This window comes from Neorhizobium sp. IRS_2294, from assembly GCF_050500145.1.
Lineage (GTDB): Bacteria > Pseudomonadota > Alphaproteobacteria > Rhizobiales > Rhizobiaceae > Neorhizobium > Neorhizobium soli.
In genome coordinates, this window is the sequence record NZ_CP191439.1 from 3,273,665 (window position 1) to 3,294,355 (window position 20,691).

Below are 20,691 nucleotides of genomic sequence, written 5' to 3' on the forward strand. Positions count from 1 at the left end.
AGCGCATGCCTTTCGTGTAATGGCGCGAACGGAAATGGGAAAACTGTCCCGTCTGCCAGCAACAAAGAATGGCGAAACGCTCTGCCGCAAGGCAGATCCAGAGGCTTTGACCAACGGATCCTAAGAGCGCTCTGGCTGTTTCAGAAAAACCTGAGGTTTGACACATGAACATCATCCAGCAGCTTGAGGCCGAACAGGTCGCCAAGATCGAAGCCAAGCGCTCGCTTCCAGAATTTTCCCCGGGCGACACCGTCCGCGTCAACGTCCGCGTGACGGAAGGCACCCGTACCCGCGTACAGGCCTATGAAGGCGTTTGCATCGCCCGTTCCGGCGGTGGCATCAACGAAAGCTTCACCGTTCGCAAGATCTCCTACGGCGAAGGCGTCGAGCGCGTATTCCCGGTCTACTCGCCGCTCGTCGAAGGCGTCGAAATCGTTCGCCGCGGTCGCGTCCGTCGCGCCAAGCTGTACTACCTGCGCGATCGTCGCGGCAAGTCGGCTCGTATCGTCGAGAACACCGGCACGCGTGCACGCAAGCTGAACGAAGCCGAGCGCGCTGCAGTTGTCGAAGAAAAGGCACGCATCGAAGCTGAAAAGATCGCAGCAGCACAGGCTCTCGCCGCCGACAAGGCAGCAGCAGAAGCCGCTGAAGCGAAGGCTGCGGAAGAAGCAAAGGCTGCAGAAGCAGCATCTGCTGAATAAGATTTCCCTTCATGGGATGCGAAAAGGCGGCCGGTTGGCCGCCTTTTTTATTGCCTGCGATTGTCCTCGGGCATTGATATCGACCCCACCGCAGTTGCGTCTGCAAAGGCAAACCCGGCGATCTTCGTCTGAGGGAATGGTTGTGCTTGTCTTCCCGCAGAAATTGGTGAGATTTGGCTGAGATATTTCTCTTGAGGATCGCCCCATGCTGAAAAGACGTTTTGTCATTGCCGCCCTCGCAGTTGCAAGCCTGGCACCGGTCACTGCTTTTGCGCAAAACCTGCCGGACCTGAAGGCCCGTTCCGTGGTCGTCGTCACCGAAAACGCCTACCCGCCCCTGCAGTTCGTCGATCCGAAGACGGGCCAGGCGATCGGCTGGGAGTATGATGCGATGAATGAGATCGCCAAGCGGCTGAACTTCAAGGTCGAGTACCAGAATGTCAGCTGGGACGCGATGATTCAGGCCGTGTCCGATGGCCAGTACGACATCGGCATGACCGGCATCACCATCAAGGATGAGCGCAAGGCGCAGGTCGATTTCTCCGATCCCTACCTGCGCTCGGAACAGTTCATGCTGGTGCGGGGCGACGAAACCCGCTTTGCCGATGAAAAGGCCTTTGCGGCCGTAGACGGCGCACTGATCGGCGCCCAGCCAGGCACATCGCCCTTCTACACGTCAGTCTACAGCATCCTCGACGGCAACGAGCAGAACCCACGCATCAAGCTGTTCGAAACCTTTGGCGCAACCGTGCAGGCTCTGAAAGGTGGAGACGTCGATCTCGTGCTGACCGACAGCGTCGCGGCCAAGGGCTATGTCGACGCGTCGAACGGCGGGTTGAAGGTGATCGGCGGCCCGCTCGGAGCCGAAGATTTCGGCTTCATCTTCAAGAAGGGATCGGATCTGGCCGCCCCCGTCAACGCCGCGATCGCCGCGCTGAAAGCCGACGGCACGCTGGATGCCCTGAACAAAAAGTGGTTCCTCGACTACAAGATGGGCCAGTGACCATCAGGATGGCAGGCACCGCGGACAGGGTCGAAACCTGATGACCTTTCAGACCCTGCCGACATCGGGCGGCGATGGTGATCGTCCGTGGTGGCTCGCAGCCGTCGTCGTCATAGGCCTCGCGCTCGCAGCCGTGATCGTCGTCAACGATCTCTATGCCCAGGTTTTCGCCACCGTCTCGCGCGGCATCTGGGTGACGGTGTTCGTGACGGTCACGGCCTTCGTGCTTGCCACCGCTCTGGGGCTGGCCATCGCCCTTGCGGGCCTTTCCGATCGCCTGGCCCTCCGGCAAGCGGCGCGCTTCTATGTGGAAGTCGTGCGCGGCATCCCGATCCTGGTGCTTTTATTCTACATTGCCTTTGCCGGCGCACCGGCGATCGTCGGTTTTTACAATGTCCTGATCGCGCCGCTGGTCGACGGCGGCTTTCTCGAGCCGATGCAGGTCCGTGATCTCTCTTTGATGTGGCGTGCGATCATTGCGCTGACGATCGGCTATTCGGCCTTTATCGCCGAGATCTTTCGCGCCGGTTTCCAGTCCATCGATCGCGGCCAGGTCGAAGCGGCCATGGCGCTCGGGTTGACGCGGGGTCAGCGCTTTCGCCTCGTCATCTTTCCGCAAGCGATACGGGTGATCTTCCCGCCGCTCTCGAACGACTTCGTTGCCATGGTGAAGGACAGTTCCCTCGTCTCGGTTCTCGGCGTCGCCGATATCAGCCAGGCCGGCAAGATCTATGCGTCCGGCTCGTTCCGGTTTTTCGAGACCTATTCGATCGTCGCCTATATCTACCTGATCCTGACGATCGGCCTGTCGATCGCCTTGCGGCAGGTCGAAAAGAAGATGCGGGAACAGGGGATCAGAAAGGCAAGCCGCCGATAGTGCGGCGCAGGACGTTTCCTTTGCGAGCCGTCAGGAGGACCTGAGGACGAACCTGTCGCGGCCGGATGCCTTCGCCTCGTACAGCGCTTCGTCCACGGCCTGCAACAGGCTGAGGCGATCCGACCCTGCATGCGGCGCAAGGGCAGCACCCACGCTCAGACGTGCATTGACGATATGCCTGCCCACGGCAAACGGGCTGCGGAACCGTTTCACGAGGCGTTCCGAAAGACCGGCCAGCGCATCGGCATTGGCAAGGTTCGGAACAAAGACGGCGAACTCGTCGCCACCCATCCTGACGGCAATTTCCTGGACACCGAGGCATTCGGTAATGCGTTGCGCCGCCTGCTTCAGCACGTCATCGCCCGCGGGATGGCCGAGCGTGTCGTTGATCGTCTTGAACCCGTCCATATCCATGTAGAGAACGCCGACCGTCTGCTGCGCCGAAAACGCATCGGCCAGCATGCCGTCGACGATAGAGACCAGCGCCGCGCGATTGTAGAAACCGGTCATCGGATCGGTGATCGCGGCCAGCCGCAGCTTTTCCTCGGCAAAGCCCATCACATGATTTGCCTTCTGCAGCCGCAAAAGACCGCTCGCCACCTCGGCGAAATGCATGAGATTGGCGATCTCCCGGTCGCTGAATTCGCGCGGCTCGGTATCGAGAAGGCAGAAGGCACCAACGGGAAGACCCGGCTCCAGCGCGACCGGCGCACCGGCATAGGACCTGAAACCCGGCTCGCCCAGCACATAAGGAAGATCGCGCAGTTCCGGATGGCGGGCAAGATCGGGAACCACCACGACCTCGTTGTCGAACACGACACGGGAGCAGATCGAGATGTCGCGCGGGCATTCGCTCGTTCGAATGCCAACTTGGCAGGCCACCCGATGCCAATCGGCGTCGACGATGTTGACGGCCGCATAAGGCGTCGTGAACACATCCTTGGCAAGCTTCACAAGCGCCTCGAGCTCCGGCGTGGAGGGTCCGTCGGCGGAAATCAGGGCCCGCACAGAGAGCAGGCGTTCAGCCTCGTTGTCGGGAAGCTGGGCTGGCAAAGCCATTCTCGTCTCCTCTTTCAGGCCCGGGAGGCGCTGCAGACCGGCCCCCCATGAGGGGGTTCCTTTAGTAGCGTTCTCGCATGTACGTTTTCTGGAGGCAATTGCCGAGCATTCAAAAAACTGCTACACCCTTTGCCATGGGATCGAAATTCGGATGTCTCGCGAACCGCATGATCGTGCTGCAGGACCACAAGCGTCTGCCGTCACGCTTTTTTGCGCGCGTATCCGGCGCTCTATGCAGCCGACTTAGCTGACCGGGCAGACATGTCCGGCGCGGCCTAAGATGCCGCCTCTATTTCCCCACCCATTCTCAATCTTATTGGACCGCAGCCATGAGCGCACCTCGTACTTTGTATGACAAGATCTGGGACGACCACGTCGTCTCCCGCGATGAAAACGATACCTGTCTTCTCTATATCGACCGTCACCTGGTGCATGAGGTGACGAGCCCGCAGGCCTTCGAGGGCCTGCGCCTTGCCGGACGCAAGGTGCGCTCGCCGCAGCGCACGCTCGCCGTCGTCGACCACAACGTGCCCACCTCGCCTGACCGTCACCTCGGCATCAAGAACGAGGAGAGCCGCATCCAGGTCGAGGCGCTGGCGGAAAACGCCAGGGATTTCGGCGTCGAATACTTTTCCGAAAGCGATGTCCGCCAGGGTATCGTCCATATCGTCGGGCCGGAACAGGGTTTTACCCTGCCGGGCATGACGATCGTCTGCGGTGACAGCCATACCTCGACGCACGGCGCCTTCGGTTCGCTGGCGCACGGCATCGGCACGTCGGAAGTGGAGCACGTTCTGGCCACCCAGACGCTGCTGCAGACCAAGGCCAAGAACATGCTGGTGCGCGTCGACGGCAAACTGCCCGCCGGCGTCACGGCAAAGGACGTCATCCTGTCGATCATCGGCGAAATCGGCACGGCCGGCGGCACCGGACACGTCATCGAGTTTGCCGGCGAGGCGATCCGGTCGCTCTCCATGGAAGGCCGCATGACCGTCTGCAACATGACGATCGAAGGCGGCGCCCGTGCCGGCCTGATCGCGCCTGATGAGACGACATTCGAATATATCAAGGGCAAGCCACGGGCGCCGAAGGGCACCGCCTGGGATATGGCCGTCGATTACTGGAAGACGCTGCATACTGACGAAGGCGCTCACTACGACAAGGTCGTCGTACTGGATGCCGCCGCCCTGCCCCCGATCGTTTCCTGGGGCTCCTCGCCCGAGGACGTCACCACGATCGAAGGCACGGTGCCGGATCCGGACCAGATCAAGGACGAGAACAAGCGCACCTCCAAATGGCGCGCGCTCGAATATATGGGCCTGACGCCGGGCACGAAGATGACCGACATCACCATCGATCGCGTCTTTATCGGCTCCTGCACCAACGGCCGCATCGAGGATCTGCGCGCTGCGGCAAAGATGGTCGAAGGCAAGACCGTTGCGTCGACGGTGTCGGCCATGGTCGTTCCGGGCTCCGGCCTCGTCAAGGAACAGGCGGAAGCCGAAGGTCTCGACCGGATCTTCAAGGCTGCCGGTTTCGATTGGCGCGAGCCTGGCTGCTCCATGTGCCTTGCCATGAACGACGACCGCCTGAACCCCTATGAACGCTGCGCTTCGACCTCGAACCGCAATTTCGAGGGCCGTCAGGGCTCCAAGGGCCGCACCCACCTGGTCTCACCGGCCATGGCAGCAGCTGCCGCCGTCGCCGGTCGCTTCGTGGATATCCGCGACTGGAAATAGGCTGGAGGCTCTTCATGCCAGACAAGCGAAGCCGCTGGATGTGAAAGCATCCGGCGGCTTTTTGCTGCGATGAGCAGCGCTCACAGCCGGTTCAGGAAAACACGTTTGACCTTTCGGGACGCGCCAATACGGTAGATTTTTAAGGAGATCGGTACGGCAATGCCTGTCTGCCCGCTCCGTCTTTTGCCGCGGGCCGGAAGGATCGCCAAGCAATGAGCCCGACCGTCATCGCGCTGGCGCTTACAGCCGCCGTCATGCATGCCAGCTGGAATGCATTCCTGCGCTCGGGCGCCGACAGGCTATGGCGTCGTCATCATCGCCTACTCCATGGGACCTGCCGGCCCCATCACCGCCATCCGCGAAACGAGCGTGGTCTTCGCGATGATCATCGGCAGGCTGTTCCTCGGCGAGACACTCACACCGAAGCGCATCGTGGCAGGGCTCATCGTGGCGGCCGGTGCGATTGCCATCGGCCGGTAGCCTATCCCAGCACCCTCACAATCGTCCCCTTGCGCAGAAACGGCAGCAGCCGCTTCATGTCGCGTGGGTGAACCGCGACGCAGCCGGCGGTCGGCTGGTAGCCCGGGCGGATCAGGTGGAAGAAGATGGCCGAGCCGCCGTGGCGCTTGCGCGAGGTGATGTTCCAGTCGAGCACGAGGCAGATATCGTAGAGTTCGTCTGCCCGTTGCATCTCCTCATGGGAGGGTTTGAACGGGGCCTTCACCAGGCGGTTGTAGGCCGGGTGCTTCGGCTCGTCGCACCACAGCATGTCGTGGCCGATGCGGCGAAGCGGAAGCCGCGTGCCCGGCACGGAAAGACGGTCGCCGCGGATGAAGCCGCTGAGGATCCGCATCGCGGCAATCGGCGTTCCTCCGTCGCCTTCGCGCTTGAAGGCGGTCGTTCCGGATCGCCCCAGCGCTGCCTGGACGGTGATCCCGCTGCATGTCACGATGGCACGCCGGCGGTCACGCGGCGCGGTACGAACTACGACGACGGGTCCGGTTTTGTGATCTTTCTCGCGAAAACGATGCATTTCACTCACAAGGTTTTGCTTTGAATATGATTTCGTTTGAATTCATAGCGGGTTGGGTTTTACATCGAAGATCCCTAGATACGTCTTACAAACGCAATAGGCGCTAAGGAAGGCAAGAACTGCATGGCGAGAACGATACTGCTGGTCGATGACGACGATGATCTGCGCGAGACGCTTGTGGAGCAGCTCGGCTTCTACGACGAATTCTCGATCCTGCAGGAAGCCAATGCAACCAAGGCGGTCAATACCGCCAAGGCGACCCAGGTCGATCTTCTGATCATGGATGTCGGCTTGCCGGATATGGACGGCCGCGAGGCGGTCAAGGTCCTGCGCAAGAACGGCTTCAAGGCCCCGATCATCATGCTGACCGGCCACGACACCGATTCCGACACGATCCTCGGCCTCGAAGCCGGCGCCAACGATTATGTGACGAAGCCGTTCCGCTTTGCGGTCCTGCTGGCGCGTATCCGCGCCCAGCTTCGCCAGTACGAACAGAGCGAGGACGCCACGTTCACCGTCGGCCCCTACCTGTTCAAGCCGAGCCAGAAGCTTCTGACCACGGACGATGGCAAGAAGATCCGTCTGACCGAAAAGGAAGCGGCGATCATCCGCTATCTCTATCGCGCAGGGCTGAAGGTCGTCACACGCGATATTCTTCTGGAAGAAGTATGGGGCTATAATTCCGGCGTTACAACGCATACACTGGAAACCCATGTCTATCGTCTGAGACAGAAGATCGAGCGCGACCCCTCGAATGCTGAGATTCTGGTGACGGAAAACGGTGGATACAAGATCGTTCCTTAACCCCGAAGACCGCAAACCCGTAAAATGGCACTGTCCGACGATATCCGGCTTCTGTCGCAAGTGCCGCTTTTCAGGGAACTGGATAGCGACCAGCTGCGGCTGATCGCGTTCGGTGCCGAACGGCGTTCGACATCGACAGGCCAGGAGCTTTTCCGCGAACGCTCGCCCGCCGAATCCGCCTTCATCATCTGCAGAGGTAGTTTCGACCTCTACTCGACCACCCGCGACGGCACCGTTCGTCTCGACAAGACGGTCGGGGCCGGCACGCTTCTATCCGAGCTCGCGCTGGTGACCATGGTCGAGCGCAAGTTCACGGCAATCGCCGCCGAAGATTCCGAAACGCTGAGGATCGGCCGATCCCTGTTCGAGCGCCTGCTGGAGGAATATCCGCAGGTCGGTCGGTTGATCGAAAACCGCATCCGCGACAACATCGTCAACCTCGCCAAGGCAGCACTCGCCATGCAGCACCGGTTCCGCTGAGACGACTGCTCCTCAGAACTTGAACACTGCCGTCACCGGAACGTGGTCCGATGGCTGGGTCCAGCCGCGGGCTTCCTTCAGCACCTCGATCCGGTCAAGGAACGGGCCAAGGTCCGGCGACGACCAGATATGGTCGAGGCGGCGGCCCTTGTTGGCGGCTTCCCAGTCCTTGGCGCGGTAGCTCCACCAGGTATAGATCTTTTCCGGCTCCGGCGTGTACTGGCGCATCAGATCGAGCCAGCCGCCCTTGGAGATGATCTCCTTCATGCCCTCAGTTTCGACCGGCGTGTGACTGACGATCCTCAGAAGCTGCTTGTGCGACCACACATCGTGCTCCAGCGGTGCGATATTCAGATCGCCGACGAGAATCGACGAAATGCCGGGCTTCGCATCGGCCTGCAAAACCTTCATCTCTTCGACAAAATCCAGCTTGTGACCGAATTTCGGATTGATCGTCCGGTCCGGCTCGTCGCCTCCCGCAGGCACGTAGAAATTATGCACCCGGATGCGCCGGGTACCCGTCCCGAAAAGCGCCGAGATGTGCCGGGCATCGCCGACATTGCAGTAGTTCTGGCGGTGATCTTCCGACAGCGGGATCCTCGAGGCGATGGCGACGCCGTGATAGCCCTTCTGGCCATGCACGATGATATGCTCGTAGCCGAGGTCTCTCAGCGGCTGGTAGGGAAACTCAGGCTCCTGGCACTTGATCTCCTGCAGGCAGAGAATGTCCGGCTGGTTGCGGATAATGAACTGCTGCACGATCGGCATCCGAAGCCGGACCGAGTTGATGTTCCAGGTGGTGATGGAGAATGTCATGCCTGCCCTCGCTGATGGGCATCACCTCTAGGCAATTTCGCATAGCAGGAAAAGCAAAAAGGGCCGCGTTTCCGCAGCCCTCCAAAAGCGATCCGTCCTAGTCGATATGTCTTACTTCACCTGATCATAGGGGATGGTGAACACTCTCTCGTCCATCGCCACGCCGTTGCGGACGTTATAGACCATCACGGACGTATCCTTGTTCTGGGCGTCGGTGATCGTCCACTGGCGAAGGTCGAAGGTCTTGGTGTCGAACATCATGGTGATAGTCGAGTCGCCGAAGATCGACTTGTTGCCGAGCACGATCGTCGTCAGGTCGGTTTCCTCACGCACGCTGCGCACGGTCGCGGATGTCAAATCGATGCGCTCGGACAAGAGCAGGCTGAGCGGCGTCTTCGACAGCGGGTAGATATCCCAGGTCTTGAGCTTGACGTTGCCCACGACCACGTTGCGACCATCGGCAATCACGCGCAGCGGCGACGGATCCTCGAAGTTGAAGCGCAGCTTGCCGGGGCGTTCGATAAAGAATTTGCCGCCGGTCTGTTCACCGCGCGGCCCGAACTGAACGAACTCGCCCATCATCGTCTTCACCGACGAGAAATGGTCGGCGATCCGCTGAGCCGAGGCACCGGCTGCGGCCTGCGCCAGAACGGGCTTGGCCGCTCCCGCAACCAGCAGTCCGGCAACACCGCCGGCAAGGCCGAGCGAGAACTGGCGACGGCCGAGAAGTCCGGTCATGCTTTTGGAAAGAGTGGTCTTTTGTTCTGTCATTCTGGTCTCCTTCCGTGTTTCTGTTGTGGAAACACGGCGTCTTGATGGCCGCTTGCGCCGGATCACGAACCCCTGAAGACCGCTTTACCGGCCTTACCGATCCAGCACATCCGCTTCGGTCGGCACGAGGATCTCGCGCTTTCCGGCATGGTTGGCCGGGCCGATCAGGCCCTCCTGCTCCATCCGCTCGATCAGCGATGCCGCACGGTTGTAGCCGATGCCGAGACGGCGCTGGATGTAGGATGTGGAGGCCTTGCCGTCTTTGAGCACAACCGCCACCGCCTGGTCGTAAGGATCGTCCGAGTCGGAGAGGTTGGAAGTGCCGGCAGGTCCTGCGCCCTCGCCATCCTCGTCGTCATCAGCCGTGATAGCTTCGAGATATTGGGGCGACCCTTGAGTTTTCAAGTAGGCGACGATCTCTTCGACCTCGGTATCGGAGACGAAAGGCCCGTGGACACGCTGAATCCGACCGCCGCCCGCCATATAGAGCATATCGCCCTGACCCAGCAGCTGTTCGGCACCCTGTTCGCCGAGAATGGTACGGCTGTCGATCTTCGACGTGACCTGGAACGAGATACGGGTCGGGAAGTTGGCCTTGATCGTGCCGGTAATGACGTCGACCGAGGGGCGCTGCGTCGCCATGATCACATGGATGCCGGCCGCACGCGCCATCTGCGCCAGACGCTGGACAGCGCCTTCGATATCCTTGCCGGCCACCATCATCAGGTCGGCCATTTCGTCTATGATGACGACGATATAGGGGATCGGCTGCAGGTCGAACTCTTCCGTCTCGTAAACCGCCTCGCCGGTCTGGCGATCGAAACCGGTCTGGACGGTACGGGTCAGAACCTCGCCGCGTTCCATCGCCTGCTCGACGCGCGAATTGAACCCGTCGATATTGCGCACGCCGATCTTCGACATCTTCTTGTAGCGCTCTTCCATCTCGCGGACGGTCCATTTGAGCGCGACAACGGCCTTCTTCGGATCGGTGACGACGGGAGACAGAAGATGTGGGATCCCGTCATAGACGGAAAGCTCGAGCATCTTGGGGTCGATCATGATCAGGCGGCACTTCTCCGGCGTGTAACGATAGAGAAGCGAGAGGATCATCGTGTTGATCGCAACCGACTTACCCGAACCGGTGGTACCGGCCACGAGAAGATGCGGCATCTTGGCGAGATCGGCGACAACAGGCTCGCCCCCGATCGTCTTGCCGAGTGCCATGGCAAGCTTTGCCTTGCTGGTTTCGAAATCCTTCGAGCCGATCATTTCGCGCAGATAGACGGTTTCGCGAATTCGGTTCGGCAGCTCGATCCCGATCGCGTTGCGGCCGGGAACGACCGCGACACGGGCAGCAATGGCGCTCATGGAGCGGGCTATATCGTCGGCAAGTCCGATCACGCGGGACGACTTGATGCCCGGCGCAGGTTCCAGTTCGTAGAGTGTCACGACAGGGCCCGGGCGGACGTGGATGATCTCGCCCTTGACGCCGAAATCCTCCAGCACGCCTTCCAGCATGCGGGCGTTCTGCTCCAGCGCGTCAGCCGACAGCGAAGCATCGCGGGCAATCGCCTTTGGTTCGGCAAGCAGGTGCACGGAGGGCAGTTGGAACCCTTCCGGCGAAATGAACGAGCCCTGCGCATCGCGACCGACGCGGGCGCTGGGCTTGGGAGGCGGTGCCGCCGGGACGACGCGCGGAGAGCCGTTGCCAGCAGATTTCGGCCCGCGCGCGGCCGCGAAATCCTCATCGTGGTCGGCGAGGATCCCGGCCGGGCGCCGTGGATTGTCTCCCGTATCGAGCGACGAATCATCGTCGTCATCCGCGTCATTGGAGGACATCGGCGGTGCCGATACGATCCGGCGTGGCGACAGGACCCGCTCCGGTGCGCCATCGAGCGACGGCTCCATCCGGCTTCTGCCACCGGCAGAGGCCTGCTTGGCACGAACCGGCTCGTTCAGTGTGCCGAATTCGTCGTCGTTGAAATCATAGGGCTGGTCGAAACCGACACGGGCGCGGGGCTTTGCCCCAGTCAGCCGCCGCAGGCGCGCCTGAGCGATATACCAGTAGTGTGCCAGTGCGCCGAACGCCAGGAAGCCTCCGAAGAGGCCGTTGTCGTCGCCGTCATCGTCCTCATCCTGCCGGTTGCGCGCGGAGACGGCGGCAACAGGCGCATCGTCGTCATCGCTTTCGGTCTCGACGGCTTCGCCGACAAAGCCTGACGCAAACAGCATCAGCCAAATGCAGGGAATGGTGAAGATGCAGCCGAGCACGGTTGCGACCATGCCGGTCGGATAGGCGCCGACGAACAGAGCCGGAAAGCGCAGGATCATGTCGCCGATCACGCCGCCAATGCCGTTCGGGATTGGCCAGGTCGCCGGTGCCGGAAAGCAGCCAAGCGTTGCCGATGCCAGAAGCGTGCCGCCGCCCCATGCTGCAAGCCGCGCCGGAATGCGATCGTAACGACGCCCGGAAATCAGAGCGAGCGCCAGGGCAAGGATCGGGAGCAGCGCAAAGATGCTCGCAAGCCCGAGGAACTGCATCATCAGGTCGGCGAAGGCTGCGCCCGAAAAGCCGAGGATATTGGCAGGCGGGTTGTCGGTGGCGTAGGAGAAACTCGGATCTGCGACATTCCACGTGGCAAGGGCTGCCACCGCCAGCGCCAGCAGCGTGAAAATGCCAAAGCCTGTCAGCGCGAGCGCCTGTCGCCAGACAAAGGCCGTGAGTACCAGGCGGGTGGATCGATTTGCCATAGCCGCCGAACTGCTTCTGCCCATCTTGTCTGCCCGCCGTCCTGAAAAACCGCCTGTTTCATGAACCGGCAGGTTTCGGCCGGTCACGCAATTCCAGGCAGAATACCCCCGCGATGGTTAACGCGACTTTAACCAAGATTGATCGGCTGGAATTCGCTTGGCAAAACGCAAAAGCCCGGACCAGAGGCCCGGGCTTAAGTGATGGTCATCAGAGATTGACGCTGCCTTCGAGAGGCAGTTGCAGCCTCTTACGAGTGGTAGGCAGCTTCGCCGTGCGACGCGAGATCGAGACCTTCGCGTTCTGCTTCCACGGTGACGCGCAGGCCGACGACGAGATCGACGATCTTGTAGATGACCAGCGAGCCGATACCGCACCATGCGATGGTGACGAGAACGGCATAGACCTGGGTCATGAACTGACCGCCCATCGTGACGCCTTCGGCATAGCCGATACCGCCGAGCGAGGCGGATGCGAAGATGCCCGTGGCAAGAGCGCCGAACAGGCCGCCGATGCCGTGGACGCCGAACACGTCTGCCGTGTCGTCATAGCCGAACTTGTTCTTGATGACGGCAACGAAGAAGTAGCACAGCGGCGAGACGATCAGGCCCATGACGATGGCGCCCATCGGACCGGCAATGCCGGCAGCCGGCGTGATGGCGACGAGACCGGCGATCATGCCCGAGACAGCACCGAGCAGCGAAGCCTTGCCGCGGGTGAAGGTTTCGACGACGCACCAGGAGAGGACGGCTGCAGCGGTTGCAACAAAGGTGTTGACCGTTGCGAGCATTGCGCCGCCCGAAGCTTCGAGGTTGGAGCCTGCGTTGAAGCCGAACCAGCCGACCCAGAGCATTGCAGCGCCGACGAGCGTCAGCGTCATCGAATGCGGAGCCATCATGTCCTTGCCGTAGCCGGTACGCTTGCCGACCATGATCGCACCAATCAGACCTGCAAGACCTGCATTGATGTGAACGACGGTGCCGCCGGCAAAGTCAAGCGCGCCCCAGCCGAAGATCAGGCCATTTGCGTCCCAGACCATGTGGGCGATCGGGAAGTAGACGAAGGTAACCCACAGGATGCAGAACAGGATCGAAGCCGAGAACTTGATGCGCTCGGCGAACGCGCCAATGATCAGTGCAGGCGTCAGAGCCGCAAAGGTCATCTGGAACATCACGAAGATGAATTCCGGAATGACCACGCCGTCGGAGAAGGTTGCAGCCGTCGAGTCCATGTTGACACCCGACAGGAACATTTTCGCCGTACCACCCCAGAAGGCGGAGGTGCTGCCGCCGAAGGCAAAGGAATAGCCGTAGGTGACCCAGATGATCATGATGGCGGCACCGGCAACGGTGCACTGCATCAGGACCGACAGCATGTTCTTGGTGCGGACGAGGCCGCCGTAGAACAGGGCGATGCCCGGCATCAGCATGAACAGCACGAGAAGCGTGCAGATGAACATGAACGCGGTGTCGCCCTTGTCGGCAACCGGGGCGGCAGCCGCGGCAGCGACTGCCGGTGCGGCAGCGTCCTGCGCAAAGGCGACGGCGGGCGCGGCGAAGGCCGCAGCCGCGGCACCGAGGCGCCCGAGAGTGGAAAATTTGGTAAATTGCATAGCTTGAAGACTCCCCTGTCAGCCGTTCTTACAGCGCTTCAGTATTGGTTTCGCCGGTGCGAATGCGCACGGCCTGCTCGATCGAATAGACAAAGATCTTGCCGTCGCCGATCTGGCCGGTCTTGGCGGAAGAGGCGATTGCTTCAACGGCTTTTTCGACGAGGTCGGTCGGAACCGCGATCTCGATTTTCAGCTTCGGCAGGAAGCTGACCGCATATTCCGTCCCACGGTAGATTTCCGTGTGTCCCTTCTGGCGTCCGTAGCCCTTTACTTCGGTCACGGTAAGGCCCTGGATACCGACAGCGGTGAGGGCTTCGCGCACCTCATCCAGCTTGAATGGCTTGATAATGGCCATTACAATTTTCATCTGGCTTCCCATCCTTTGTTGCTCGGCTCGGGGCCGATTCTCCTGGATCACTGCCTGATCAAGAGCAGCGACTGACATGACACATTCAAGGGTCATGCCAGTTTGAGAAGCCATATTAAGCTATTGATAAGAATGACCCTTTCAGAACGTCGCCAAATAACGGGCAACGCGTCGGCCAAATTGCGGCGAAAACTTGTGCAGTTTTCTCAAAATGCCCAAATATTATTCATTTGCTCTTTTACGAATCAAACCTTCTTGCGCGACGGATGCGACGAGCTCGCCGGATCGACTGTAGATTGCGCCGCGGGTCATGCCGCGCGCGCCGGATGCGCTGGGACTGTCCTGCGAATAGAGCAGCCAGTCGTCGAAACGGATCGGACGGTGGAACCACATCGCATGGTCGATACTCGCAGCCTGGATGGTTGGATCGAAGATCGAGGTGCCGTGCGGATAGAGAGATGCATCGAGAAGCGTCATGTCGGAGAGATAGGCAAGCAGCGCTGCCTGGATCGCCCGGTCGTCCGGCACCGGGCCGGTGGTCCTCACCCAGATATCCTGGCGCGGCTCCAGCTTCTCCTTGGACAGATAATGCGCAAGCGACGTCGGCCGCATCTCGATCGGACGCTCGCGAGACCAGTAGCGGCGCACGGCATCCGAGCCGTGCTTCAGGAACATCTGCTTTAATTCGCTTTCCGGCATCAGCTCTTCCGGCATGGCGACGGGCGGCATCGACATCTGATGGTCGTAACCGCCTTCGTCGATCTGGAACGAAGCGGACATCGAAAAGATGGCATGACCATGCTGGATGGCGACAATCCGTCGCGTGGTGAAGCTCGACCCGTCCCTGATACGCTCCACTTGGTAGATGATCGGCACCAGCGGATCTCCAGGCCGCAGGAAATAGGCATGCAGCGAGTGCACGAAGCGATCGCTGGCCACCGTCCGCTGTGCCGCAACCAGCGCCTGGCCGATCACCTGTCCCCCGAACACTCTCTGCCATCCCGTGTCGGGGCCGGTCCTGCCGCGAAACAGGTTCTCCTCCAGCTTTTCGAGGTCGAGTACGGTCAGCAGTGCGCTGATGGGATCGATCGGGGTAGAAGAACTCGACATTAAGACGGACTCCGGCGGTAGGAAGCGGGCACTTGATGATCTATATCTAAGGCTAAGCGTTTCGAGCTCAAATGGAAACGCCACGAAGTGTTTGACGTGCTCGGGAGTTTTTCAATGCTGGACATGCTGGTTGTGGGTGGTGGTTATGTGGGCCTTGCGGCGGCGGTCGCGGTCAAGCAGGCGGCGCCGCATCTGGAGGTCCAGGTCGTCGAGGCCGCACCGGCCGGTGTCTGGGAAAAGGACGAGCGAGCCTCCGCGATCATCGCGGCCGCCAGCCAGATGCTCGACATCCTCGGCACCTGGGACGAAATATTGCCGCACGCCCAGCCGATCAACCGGATGATCGTCACCGACAGCCGGACATCCGATCCGGTCCGCCCGGTCTTTCTCACCTTCGACGGCACGATCCAGGCAGGCAGGCCGTTTGCCCATATGGTGCCGAACGTCGCGATGGTGCGCGCCCTGCGCGGTGCCGCCGAACGGCTCGGCGTATCGATCCGTCACAGCCTTTCCGCCACCGGCTTCGAGACGACCGCAACGCATACGACCGTGAAATTTTCCGATGGCTCGACCGAGGAAACCCGCCTTCTCGTTGCCTGCGACGGCGTGCGCTCGAAGCTGCGCGACATGGCCGGTATCCGCACTGTCAACTGGACATACGACCAGTCCGGCATCGTCGCGACGGTTGCCCATGAACGCGACCACGAAGGCGTGGCGGAAGAGCATTTCCTGCCGTCCGGCCCGTTCGCCATCCTGCCGCTCACCAACAATCGCTCGTCGCTGGTCTGGACGGAGCGCACCGATGCCGCCGAGCGCCTGATGGCATCGGACGACTTGATCTTCGAGGAAGAGCTGCAGCGGCGCTTCGGCCACAAGCTGGGCGAGATCCGGCTGGTCGGCGGTCGCAAGGCCTATCCGCTCAGCCTCACCCTGTCGCGTGCCTTTGTCGCACCGCGCTTCGCGCTTGCCGGCGATGCCGCCCACGGCATTCATCCGATCTCCGGCCAGGGTCTCAACCTCGGCTTCAAGGATGTCGCAGCGCTTGCCGAGACGATCGTCGAGGCGGATCGCCTCGGCCTCGACATCGGCTCGCTCAATGTGCTCGAGCGCTACCAGTCGTGGCGGCGTTTCGATACGTTCCGGATGGGCGTGACGACGGATGTGCTGAACCGGCTGTTTTCAAACGACGTCACGCCGATCCGCATCGCCCGCGATTTCGGCTTGGGCGTCGTGGAGCGGCTTCCGAAGATCAAGGATTTCTTCATCGGTCAGGCCGCCGGAACGACGGTGAAGGACAACCCGAAACTGCTGAGCGGCCGATCGATCTGAAGGTTGCTCACGGCTCGATCTGAAGGCTAGTCCTCGAGCTTGCGGGCTTCCGACATGAGCATGATCGGGATCCCGTCGCGGATCGGATAGGCAAGGCGCGCGCCTTGCGACACGAGCTCGTTGTTTTCGCGATCGAGTGACAGCCTGCCCTTGGTCAGCGGACAGACGAGAAGATCGAGCAGTTTCGGGTCCACCTTGCTGAGTTTTTCGTCCATGACCGGCCTTTGCCCTACTGCAGCACGTTCGCTGTCCCGGACCCTTGCGCGAGCAGGATCTCGGTGATTGCGATCAACGTATCAGCCCGGCTCTTCAGATCCGGTGCCTCCAGAAGCGCCTGCTTCTCGGCAGGGCCAAAGGGCGACATCATCGACAGCGAATTCACCAGCGTCCGGTTTCCGGCCCGCTCGATGCTTTCCCAGTCCGCCTCCAGCTTGTTGGCGTCGAGATAGGCCTTGAAGACCCGCAGCAGTTCCGGCCGATTGACGGCTTTTTCGTCATCCTCGTCGGTCAGATCGGACAGGAAAGGAGCGTGTCTGAATTTGCGGAACGGATGGCCGCCACCGATCTCATCGAGCAGCCTGAAGCGGCAGATCCCGCTGAGCGAAATGATGTAGCGGCCATCGCCGGTTTCGGCAAAGGACGTGATCCGGCCGGCGCAACCGATCGACGACAGCGCCGAGCGCCCGCCGCCGAGCGGCTCGTCCGGTTCCATCAATGATGGCTGCACGATGCCGATCAACCTGTCGCCCGCAAGCGCTGCATCGAACAGGGACAGATAACGCGGCTCGAAGATATTGAGAGGAAGCTGGCCTCCCGGCAGGAGCAAAGCCCCAGTCAGCGGAAAGACCGGGATCGTTTCCGGAAGATCCTCCCGCTTCAGATAGCGCGCGTTTCCCACATGCATTGGTCCGATACCTCCCAGACCACATTCACCGGACAAAAATGTCTGTCCGAATCTGGCCGTTGTCCAAACCTGGCCGTTCAGCCAAACCGATAAAACTAATGTGGGGCATCGTCGCCGGAACGCAAGGCTGCGATCCGGCTTAGCGATCAATCGGCAACACAATCAGGAGAACAGGATCGACGAAAGGCGGCGGCGCCCGGAAATCGTAGCCGGATCTTTCGGGCCCCAGACCTCGAAGAATTGCAGCAGCTGGCGGCGCGCCCCATCGTCGTCGAACGTGCGGTCCTTGCGCATGATGGTCAGCAGGTGATCGGCCGCCTTTTCGCGTTCGCCCTGGACGTTGAGGATCTTGGCGAGGCTCACGCGGGCCTCGTGATCGTCGGGGTTGGCGGCAAGCTGCTGCTCGAGTGCAACAGGGTCACCCAGTTTGCGGGCTTCCTCGATTTGCTCCAGCTTCTTGGCGACCGCCTGTATTGCGGGATCGGCAGCCATCTCTTCGGGCAGGGAGGCGAGCATCTCGCCGGCGCGGGCCGTTTCGCCCATGCCGATCAGGCACTGCATCATGCCGGCCGCAGCCTTGGGGTTTTCCGGGTCGGCCTGCAGCACGGCGCCGTAGAGCTGTGCGGCACCCTGGATATCGTCCTGTCCGAGCAGGGTTTCCGCATCGCCGAGCACCGCCTCGATCTCGGCCGCCTGGTCCATGCCCTCTGGACCTGCGACCTTTTCGATGAACTCGCGGATCTGGCTTTCCGGAATGGCACCCATGAACCCGTCGACCGGACGGCCATCGGCAAAGGCGATCACGGCCGGGATCGACTGGATCCCGAGCTGTCCCGCGATCGAAGGATGGTCGTCAATGTTCATCTTGACGAGCCTGACGCGACCCTGGGCTTCGTTGACGACCTTTTCGATGACGGGCGTCAGCTGCTTGCACGGACCGCACCAGGGCGCCCAGAAATCGACGAGAACCGGCTGGCTGCGCGATGCCTCGATCACGTCCTTGCCGAAGCCTGCGGTTGTCGTGTCCGAGATATAGCTACCGGCAGCAGCAGGGGCAGAGGAAGCCGCGGGCGCTGGGGCCGCTGCAGGCGTCGAACCGAAGTTCACCGTCGCGTTTTGGCCGCCGTAGTTACCGGCGCCATAGGAGCCACCATAAGGATTGTTTGTGCCGCTCATGAAAGTGTTCTCCCGGAAAAAGTCCAATCGGCACACGGCCGATGCGCATTATGTCTTACTCTGAATTGCAAAGATCGTATGTCAGCCCGTCACTTTCAAGACAAGCGGCGTATGGCCCGTCGCCTCCAGAAAGCGGATAAGATCGTCGCGACCGATCGACGTCGTCGCATCGTTTGAGAGTGGATGGCCATTGATCACCTCTTCGCGCATGAGGTCTTCGTCGAGCACGAACGTGACGTTGTTATCCGTGTCGTTCAGCGCGCCGAACACGGTGACGGAGCCCGGCACGACGCCGAGAAATTCCAGCATCTTTTCAGGATTGCCGAACGAGACGCGACTGGACGCACCGATCACCTTGTGGACGGTCTTTAGATCGACGCTGGCGTTTTCTTCGACCGTGATGACGAAGAACTGGTCCTTCTTGTCTTTGACGAACAGGTTCTTGGTATGCCCGCCCGGGATCTCGTCACGCAGACTGGCTGATTCCGATACCGTAAACACCGGTGCATGCGCTTTCGTCTTGTGGGCAATATCGAGGCTATCGAGAAAGGCGAACAGGTCTTCTGCAGTTTTTGGCATGATCGATCTTGGCTGCTCTTGAGGTGTTGGCCCCGGCCGGCGGGGTAAGGATGGCGGACTATAGACAGATTGTTCGGACCGGCCAAGATGCACGCTTTGGCGCAAACCCTTGTTTCGCAGGGGCTTTCGAAGCTCCTGAAAAATTCTTCATCGAGATCGTCATTTCCCTGTTGCATTTGAAAAAAGTCTGGGCCATATACCGCCCGTCGCCGGCAACGAGCGGCACCGACGATCCAGACTACCACCGGGTCGACGGTTTATGAGCGGGTGTAGCTCAGTGGTAGAGCACAACCTTGCCAAGGTTGGGGTCGAGGGTTCGAATCCCTTCGCCCGCTCCAAATTCTCCCAAAAAACAAAAATATAACGACGGCGCGGCCGGGCCAAGGCTCAGCATTGTCGGTCCTATGTCCGCCACCAGTAGCGGGACAGAGGCCACCTTGTGGCAGCCTCCGCTCTCACGGCCTCAGCTCTTCGAAAAAACATAGTCGGTTTCCTGTCGCAGGGTTTCGCCGGGGCGAAGCACTGCATTGGGGAAAGTCTCGTGGTTGATGGCGTCCGGCCAGACCTGGGTTTCCAGGCAGAAGCCGGCGTAAGGCGCATAGTGGCGGCCTTCCATGCCGGGCACCGGCAAGGCGAGCTTGAAGCCCGCGTAGAACTGGATCCCCGGCTCCGTGGTGCGCACTTCGAGCTGCACGCCCGAATACAGGCTGCGGGCAAGCGCCACCGAGCGCTTGGCGGTCCTTTCCTCCGAGAGGCAGTAGTTGTGATCGAACGGCACCTGCTCGCCATCGGCACCGGTCCGCTGGATCGGACCCATCTCCCTCAGGTCGAACGTGGTGCCGGCAAGCGGCATCAGGACGCCGGTCGGCACCATCCGTTCATCCACCGCCGTCAGCTCAGCCGCGGCGATCATCATGTCGTGGCCGAAAATGTCGGGACGACCGTCGAGGTTGAAATAGGAGTGCTGGCAGACGTTGGCGGGCGTCGGCTGGTCGGTCACAGTGTCGTAGATCACCGAAAGCACCCCGTCTTCCATCAGCTGGTAGGTCGCAGTGACGGTGCAGTTGCCGGGATATCCGGCGCGTCCGTCCGGGTCGGTGATCTGCAGCACGACTCGGTCTTCCGCGTGATCGACGATCGACCAGATGCGCCGGGCGATACCGTCGGATCCGCCGTGCAGATGGGTTACGCCGTCTTCGTTGAGTTCCAGCTGGTATTCTGTGCCGTCGATCGAGAAGCGGCCATCGCCGATGCGATTGGCACAGCGACCAGGCGTGGCGCCGAAATAGGGCGAGTAGGCCTCATAGTCTGCGAAATTGTCGAACCCCAGCACCAGAGGCGGCTCGTGGCCGGCAAGCCGCAGATCCTGGATAACCGAACCCCAGGTGAGAACCTGGGCTGTCAGCCCGCCGCCCGACAGCGTGATCCGGTGCACCGCCTCGCCGCTCTTCGTCGTGCCGAAAATCTCGAATTCATGACCCGTCATAACCCATCTCCCGAATGTTTGCGGCAAACTGCGTGATTTCGGTCAAAGCTGCAACGAGGCCAGCCGAAAAATCCGTCAGGCTCTCATCCAGCAAGG

General features: G+C 61.1%; 21 protein-coding genes, 1 tRNA gene and 1 pseudogene. 10 read left to right on the plus strand and 13 right to left on the minus strand.

The annotated features are described in order from the left end of the window. Positions 1 to 164: 164 nt before the first annotated feature. The 3 genes from rplS to ACQY1K_RS15850 all read left to right on the plus strand — a co-directional run bounded on the left by rplS (position 165) and on the right by ACQY1K_RS15850 (position 2,581). Entirely contained in the window at positions 165 to 701 is a 537-nt protein-coding gene (rplS, locus tag ACQY1K_RS15840) for a 50S ribosomal protein L19 (RefSeq protein ID WP_062462300.1), read from the plus strand. A gap of 205 nt (positions 702 to 906) precedes the next feature. Continuing rightward, positions 907 to 1,704 carry a transporter substrate-binding domain-containing protein gene (locus ACQY1K_RS15845; RefSeq protein WP_062581607.1) on the plus strand — a complete coding sequence of 266 codons (798 nt, stop codon included), beginning with the start codon at positions 907 to 909 and terminating at the stop codon, positions 1,702 to 1,704. A 40-nt stretch (positions 1,705 to 1,744) separates the two neighbouring features. After that, positions 1,745 to 2,581, plus strand: coding sequence for an amino acid ABC transporter permease (locus ACQY1K_RS15850; protein WP_430257830.1), 837 nt, complete (start codon positions 1,745 to 1,747; stop codon positions 2,579 to 2,581). 30 nt (positions 2,582 to 2,611) lie between these two features. On the opposite strand, the gene ACQY1K_RS15855 is transcribed toward ACQY1K_RS15850, so the two are convergent. Beyond that, complete coding sequence (locus ACQY1K_RS15855; RefSeq protein ID WP_430257831.1) at positions 2,612 to 3,640, minus strand: sensor domain-containing diguanylate cyclase; 1,029 nt, start codon at positions 3,638 to 3,640, stop codon at positions 2,612 to 2,614. Positions 3,641 to 3,969: 329 nt separating this feature from the next. Between ACQY1K_RS15855 and leuC the strand changes: the two genes are divergently transcribed. Both leuC and ACQY1K_RS15865 read left to right on the plus strand, forming a co-directional pair. After that, positions 3,970 to 5,379, plus strand: a complete 1,410-nt coding sequence (leuC, locus tag ACQY1K_RS15860) for a 3-isopropylmalate dehydratase large subunit (protein WP_062462289.1) — start codon at positions 3,970 to 3,972, stop codon at positions 5,377 to 5,379. Between the two features lie 300 nt (positions 5,380 to 5,679). Continuing rightward, positions 5,680 to 5,859 (plus strand): annotated as a pseudogene (locus ACQY1K_RS15865) (EamA family transporter); the annotation flags it as partial. Between the two features lies 1 nt (position 5,860). On the opposite strand, the gene ACQY1K_RS15870 reads toward ACQY1K_RS15865, so the two are convergent. Then, positions 5,861 to 6,412: a L,D-transpeptidase family protein gene (locus ACQY1K_RS15870; protein WP_430259045.1), complete on the minus strand. Its 552-nt coding sequence runs from the start codon at positions 6,410 to 6,412 to the stop codon at positions 5,861 to 5,863. Positions 6,413 to 6,535: 123 nt separating this feature from the next. Here ACQY1K_RS15870 and ACQY1K_RS15875 point away from each other — a divergent pair, with 123 nt between their 5' ends. Then, positions 6,536 to 7,216 carry a response regulator transcription factor gene (locus ACQY1K_RS15875; RefSeq protein ID WP_062462280.1) on the plus strand — a complete coding sequence of 227 codons (681 nt, stop codon included), beginning with the start codon at positions 6,536 to 6,538 and terminating at the stop codon, positions 7,214 to 7,216. A gap of 24 nt (positions 7,217 to 7,240) precedes the next feature. After that, on the plus strand, positions 7,241 to 7,696 hold the full coding sequence (locus ACQY1K_RS15880; protein WP_174197172.1) for a cyclic nucleotide-binding domain-containing protein: 456 nt from the start codon (positions 7,241 to 7,243) through the stop codon (positions 7,694 to 7,696). 12 nt (positions 7,697 to 7,708) lie between these two features. Here the strand turns inward: ACQY1K_RS15880 and ACQY1K_RS15885 are convergent, their stop codons facing one another. The 6 genes from ACQY1K_RS15885 to tesB form a co-directional block, all read right to left on the minus strand. After that, the gene (locus ACQY1K_RS15885; RefSeq protein WP_430257832.1) at positions 7,709 to 8,512 is read right to left on the minus strand and encodes an exodeoxyribonuclease III; all 804 of its coding nucleotides are present in this window, start codon (positions 8,510 to 8,512) and stop codon (positions 7,709 to 7,711) included. A 111-nt stretch (positions 8,513 to 8,623) separates the two neighbouring features. After that, positions 8,624 to 9,283 (minus strand): outer membrane lipoprotein carrier protein LolA, encoded by a 660-nt coding sequence (locus ACQY1K_RS15890; RefSeq protein ID WP_062581593.1) that lies wholly within the window; start codon positions 9,281 to 9,283, stop codon positions 8,624 to 8,626. 93 nt (positions 9,284 to 9,376) lie between these two features. Next, the gene (locus ACQY1K_RS15895; RefSeq protein WP_430257833.1) at positions 9,377 to 12,058 is read right to left on the minus strand and encodes a DNA translocase FtsK 4TM domain-containing protein; all 2,682 of its coding nucleotides are present in this window, start codon (positions 12,056 to 12,058) and stop codon (positions 9,377 to 9,379) included. Between the two features lie 224 nt (positions 12,059 to 12,282). Then, complete coding sequence (locus tag ACQY1K_RS15900) at positions 12,283 to 13,644, minus strand: ammonium transporter (protein WP_062462266.1); 1,362 nt, start codon at positions 13,642 to 13,644, stop codon at positions 12,283 to 12,285. Between the two features lie 28 nt (positions 13,645 to 13,672). Beyond that, positions 13,673 to 14,023: a P-II family nitrogen regulator gene (locus ACQY1K_RS15905; protein ID WP_062462263.1), complete on the minus strand. Its 351-nt coding sequence runs from the start codon at positions 14,021 to 14,023 to the stop codon at positions 13,673 to 13,675. Between the two features lie 210 nt (positions 14,024 to 14,233). Continuing rightward, a complete protein-coding gene (tesB, locus tag ACQY1K_RS15910; protein WP_430257834.1) occupies positions 14,234 to 15,121 on the minus strand; it encodes an acyl-CoA thioesterase II in 888 nt (295 codons plus the stop codon). A gap of 114 nt (positions 15,122 to 15,235) precedes the next feature. Here tesB and ACQY1K_RS15915 point away from each other — a divergent pair, with 114 nt between their 5' ends. Beyond that, positions 15,236 to 16,450, plus strand: coding sequence for a ubiquinone biosynthesis hydroxylase (locus tag ACQY1K_RS15915; protein ID WP_062581587.1), 1,215 nt, complete (start codon positions 15,236 to 15,238; stop codon positions 16,448 to 16,450). Between the two features lie 26 nt (positions 16,451 to 16,476). On the opposite strand, the gene ACQY1K_RS15920 is transcribed toward ACQY1K_RS15915, so the two are convergent. From ACQY1K_RS15920 to ACQY1K_RS15935, 4 genes are all read right to left on the minus strand, one after another. Further along, positions 16,477 to 16,665, minus strand: coding sequence for a Trm112 family protein (locus tag ACQY1K_RS15920; RefSeq protein WP_062581585.1), 189 nt, complete (start codon positions 16,663 to 16,665; stop codon positions 16,477 to 16,479). A 14-nt stretch (positions 16,666 to 16,679) separates the two neighbouring features. Continuing rightward, positions 16,680 to 17,354 (minus strand): LON peptidase substrate-binding domain-containing protein, encoded by a 675-nt coding sequence (locus tag ACQY1K_RS15925; protein WP_062462253.1) that lies wholly within the window; start codon positions 17,352 to 17,354, stop codon positions 16,680 to 16,682. Positions 17,355 to 17,516: 162 nt separating this feature from the next. Then, entirely contained in the window at positions 17,517 to 18,530 is a 1,014-nt protein-coding gene (gene trxA / locus ACQY1K_RS15930) for a thioredoxin (RefSeq protein WP_062462250.1), read from the minus strand. 81 nt (positions 18,531 to 18,611) lie between these two features. Further along, entirely contained in the window at positions 18,612 to 19,109 is a 498-nt protein-coding gene (locus ACQY1K_RS15935) for a prolyl-tRNA synthetase associated domain-containing protein (RefSeq protein WP_062462247.1), read from the minus strand. Between the two features lie 50 nt (positions 19,110 to 19,159). On the opposite strand from ACQY1K_RS15935, the gene ACQY1K_RS15940 reads away from it, so the two are divergent. Both ACQY1K_RS15940 and ACQY1K_RS15945 read left to right on the plus strand, forming a co-directional pair. Further along, positions 19,160 to 19,372: a hypothetical protein gene (locus ACQY1K_RS15940; RefSeq protein WP_139283769.1), complete on the plus strand. Its 213-nt coding sequence runs from the start codon at positions 19,160 to 19,162 to the stop codon at positions 19,370 to 19,372. Continuing rightward, positions 19,373 to 19,447, plus strand: a tRNA-Gly gene (locus ACQY1K_RS15945). It begins immediately after the preceding gene. Between the two features lie 125 nt (positions 19,448 to 19,572). Here ACQY1K_RS15945 and ACQY1K_RS15950 read toward each other — a convergent pair. Beyond that, positions 19,573 to 20,595: an aldose epimerase family protein gene (locus ACQY1K_RS15950; RefSeq protein WP_430257835.1), complete on the minus strand. Its 1,023-nt coding sequence runs from the start codon at positions 20,593 to 20,595 to the stop codon at positions 19,573 to 19,575. Between the last annotated feature and the right edge of the window lie 96 nt (positions 20,596 to 20,691).

Coding starts and splice junctions, on each gene's coding strand:
- rplS (WP_062462300.1), top strand. CDS start 165: ATGAACATCATCCAGCAGCTTGAGGCCGAACAGGTCGCCAAGATCGAA.
- ACQY1K_RS15845 (WP_062581607.1), top strand. CDS start 907: ATGCTGAAAAGACGTTTTGTCATTGCCGCCCTCGCAGTTGCAAGCCTG.
- ACQY1K_RS15850 (WP_430257830.1), top strand. CDS start 1,745: ATGACCTTTCAGACCCTGCCGACATCGGGCGGCGATGGTGATCGTCCG.
- ACQY1K_RS15855 (WP_430257831.1), bottom strand. CDS start 3,640: ATGGCTTTGCCAGCCCAGCTTCCCGACAACGAGGCTGAACGCCTGCTC.
- leuC (WP_062462289.1), top strand. CDS start 3,970: ATGAGCGCACCTCGTACTTTGTATGACAAGATCTGGGACGACCACGTC.
- ACQY1K_RS15870 (WP_430259045.1), bottom strand. CDS start 6,412: ATGCATCGTTTTCGCGAGAAAGATCACAAAACCGGACCCGTCGTCGTA.
- ACQY1K_RS15875 (WP_062462280.1), top strand. CDS start 6,536: ATGGCGAGAACGATACTGCTGGTCGATGACGACGATGATCTGCGCGAG.
- ACQY1K_RS15880 (WP_174197172.1), top strand. CDS start 7,241: ATGGCACTGTCCGACGATATCCGGCTTCTGTCGCAAGTGCCGCTTTTC.
- ACQY1K_RS15885 (WP_430257832.1), bottom strand. CDS start 8,512: ATGACATTCTCCATCACCACCTGGAACATCAACTCGGTCCGGCTTCGG.
- ACQY1K_RS15890 (WP_062581593.1), bottom strand. CDS start 9,283: ATGACAGAACAAAAGACCACTCTTTCCAAAAGCATGACCGGACTTCTC.
- ACQY1K_RS15895 (WP_430257833.1), bottom strand. CDS start 12,058: ATGGGCAGAAGCAGTTCGGCGGCTATGGCAAATCGATCCACCCGCCTG.
- ACQY1K_RS15900 (WP_062462266.1), bottom strand. CDS start 13,644: ATGCAATTTACCAAATTTTCCACTCTCGGGCGCCTCGGTGCCGCGGCT.
- ACQY1K_RS15905 (WP_062462263.1), bottom strand. CDS start 14,023: ATGGGAAGCCAGATGAAAATTGTAATGGCCATTATCAAGCCATTCAAG.
- tesB (WP_430257834.1), bottom strand. CDS start 15,121: ATGTCGAGTTCTTCTACCCCGATCGATCCCATCAGCGCACTGCTGACC.
- ACQY1K_RS15915 (WP_062581587.1), top strand. CDS start 15,236: ATGCTGGACATGCTGGTTGTGGGTGGTGGTTATGTGGGCCTTGCGGCG.
- ACQY1K_RS15920 (WP_062581585.1), bottom strand. CDS start 16,665: ATGGACGAAAAACTCAGCAAGGTGGACCCGAAACTGCTCGATCTTCTC.
- ACQY1K_RS15925 (WP_062462253.1), bottom strand. CDS start 17,354: ATGCATGTGGGAAACGCGCGCTATCTGAAGCGGGAGGATCTTCCGGAA.
- trxA (WP_062462250.1), bottom strand. CDS start 18,530: ATGAGCGGCACAAACAATCCTTATGGTGGCTCCTATGGCGCCGGTAAC.
- ACQY1K_RS15935 (WP_062462247.1), bottom strand. CDS start 19,109: ATGCCAAAAACTGCAGAAGACCTGTTCGCCTTTCTCGATAGCCTCGAT.
- ACQY1K_RS15940 (WP_139283769.1), top strand. CDS start 19,160: ATGGCGGACTATAGACAGATTGTTCGGACCGGCCAAGATGCACGCTTT.
- ACQY1K_RS15950 (WP_430257835.1), bottom strand. CDS start 20,595: ATGACGGGTCATGAATTCGAGATTTTCGGCACGACGAAGAGCGGCGAG.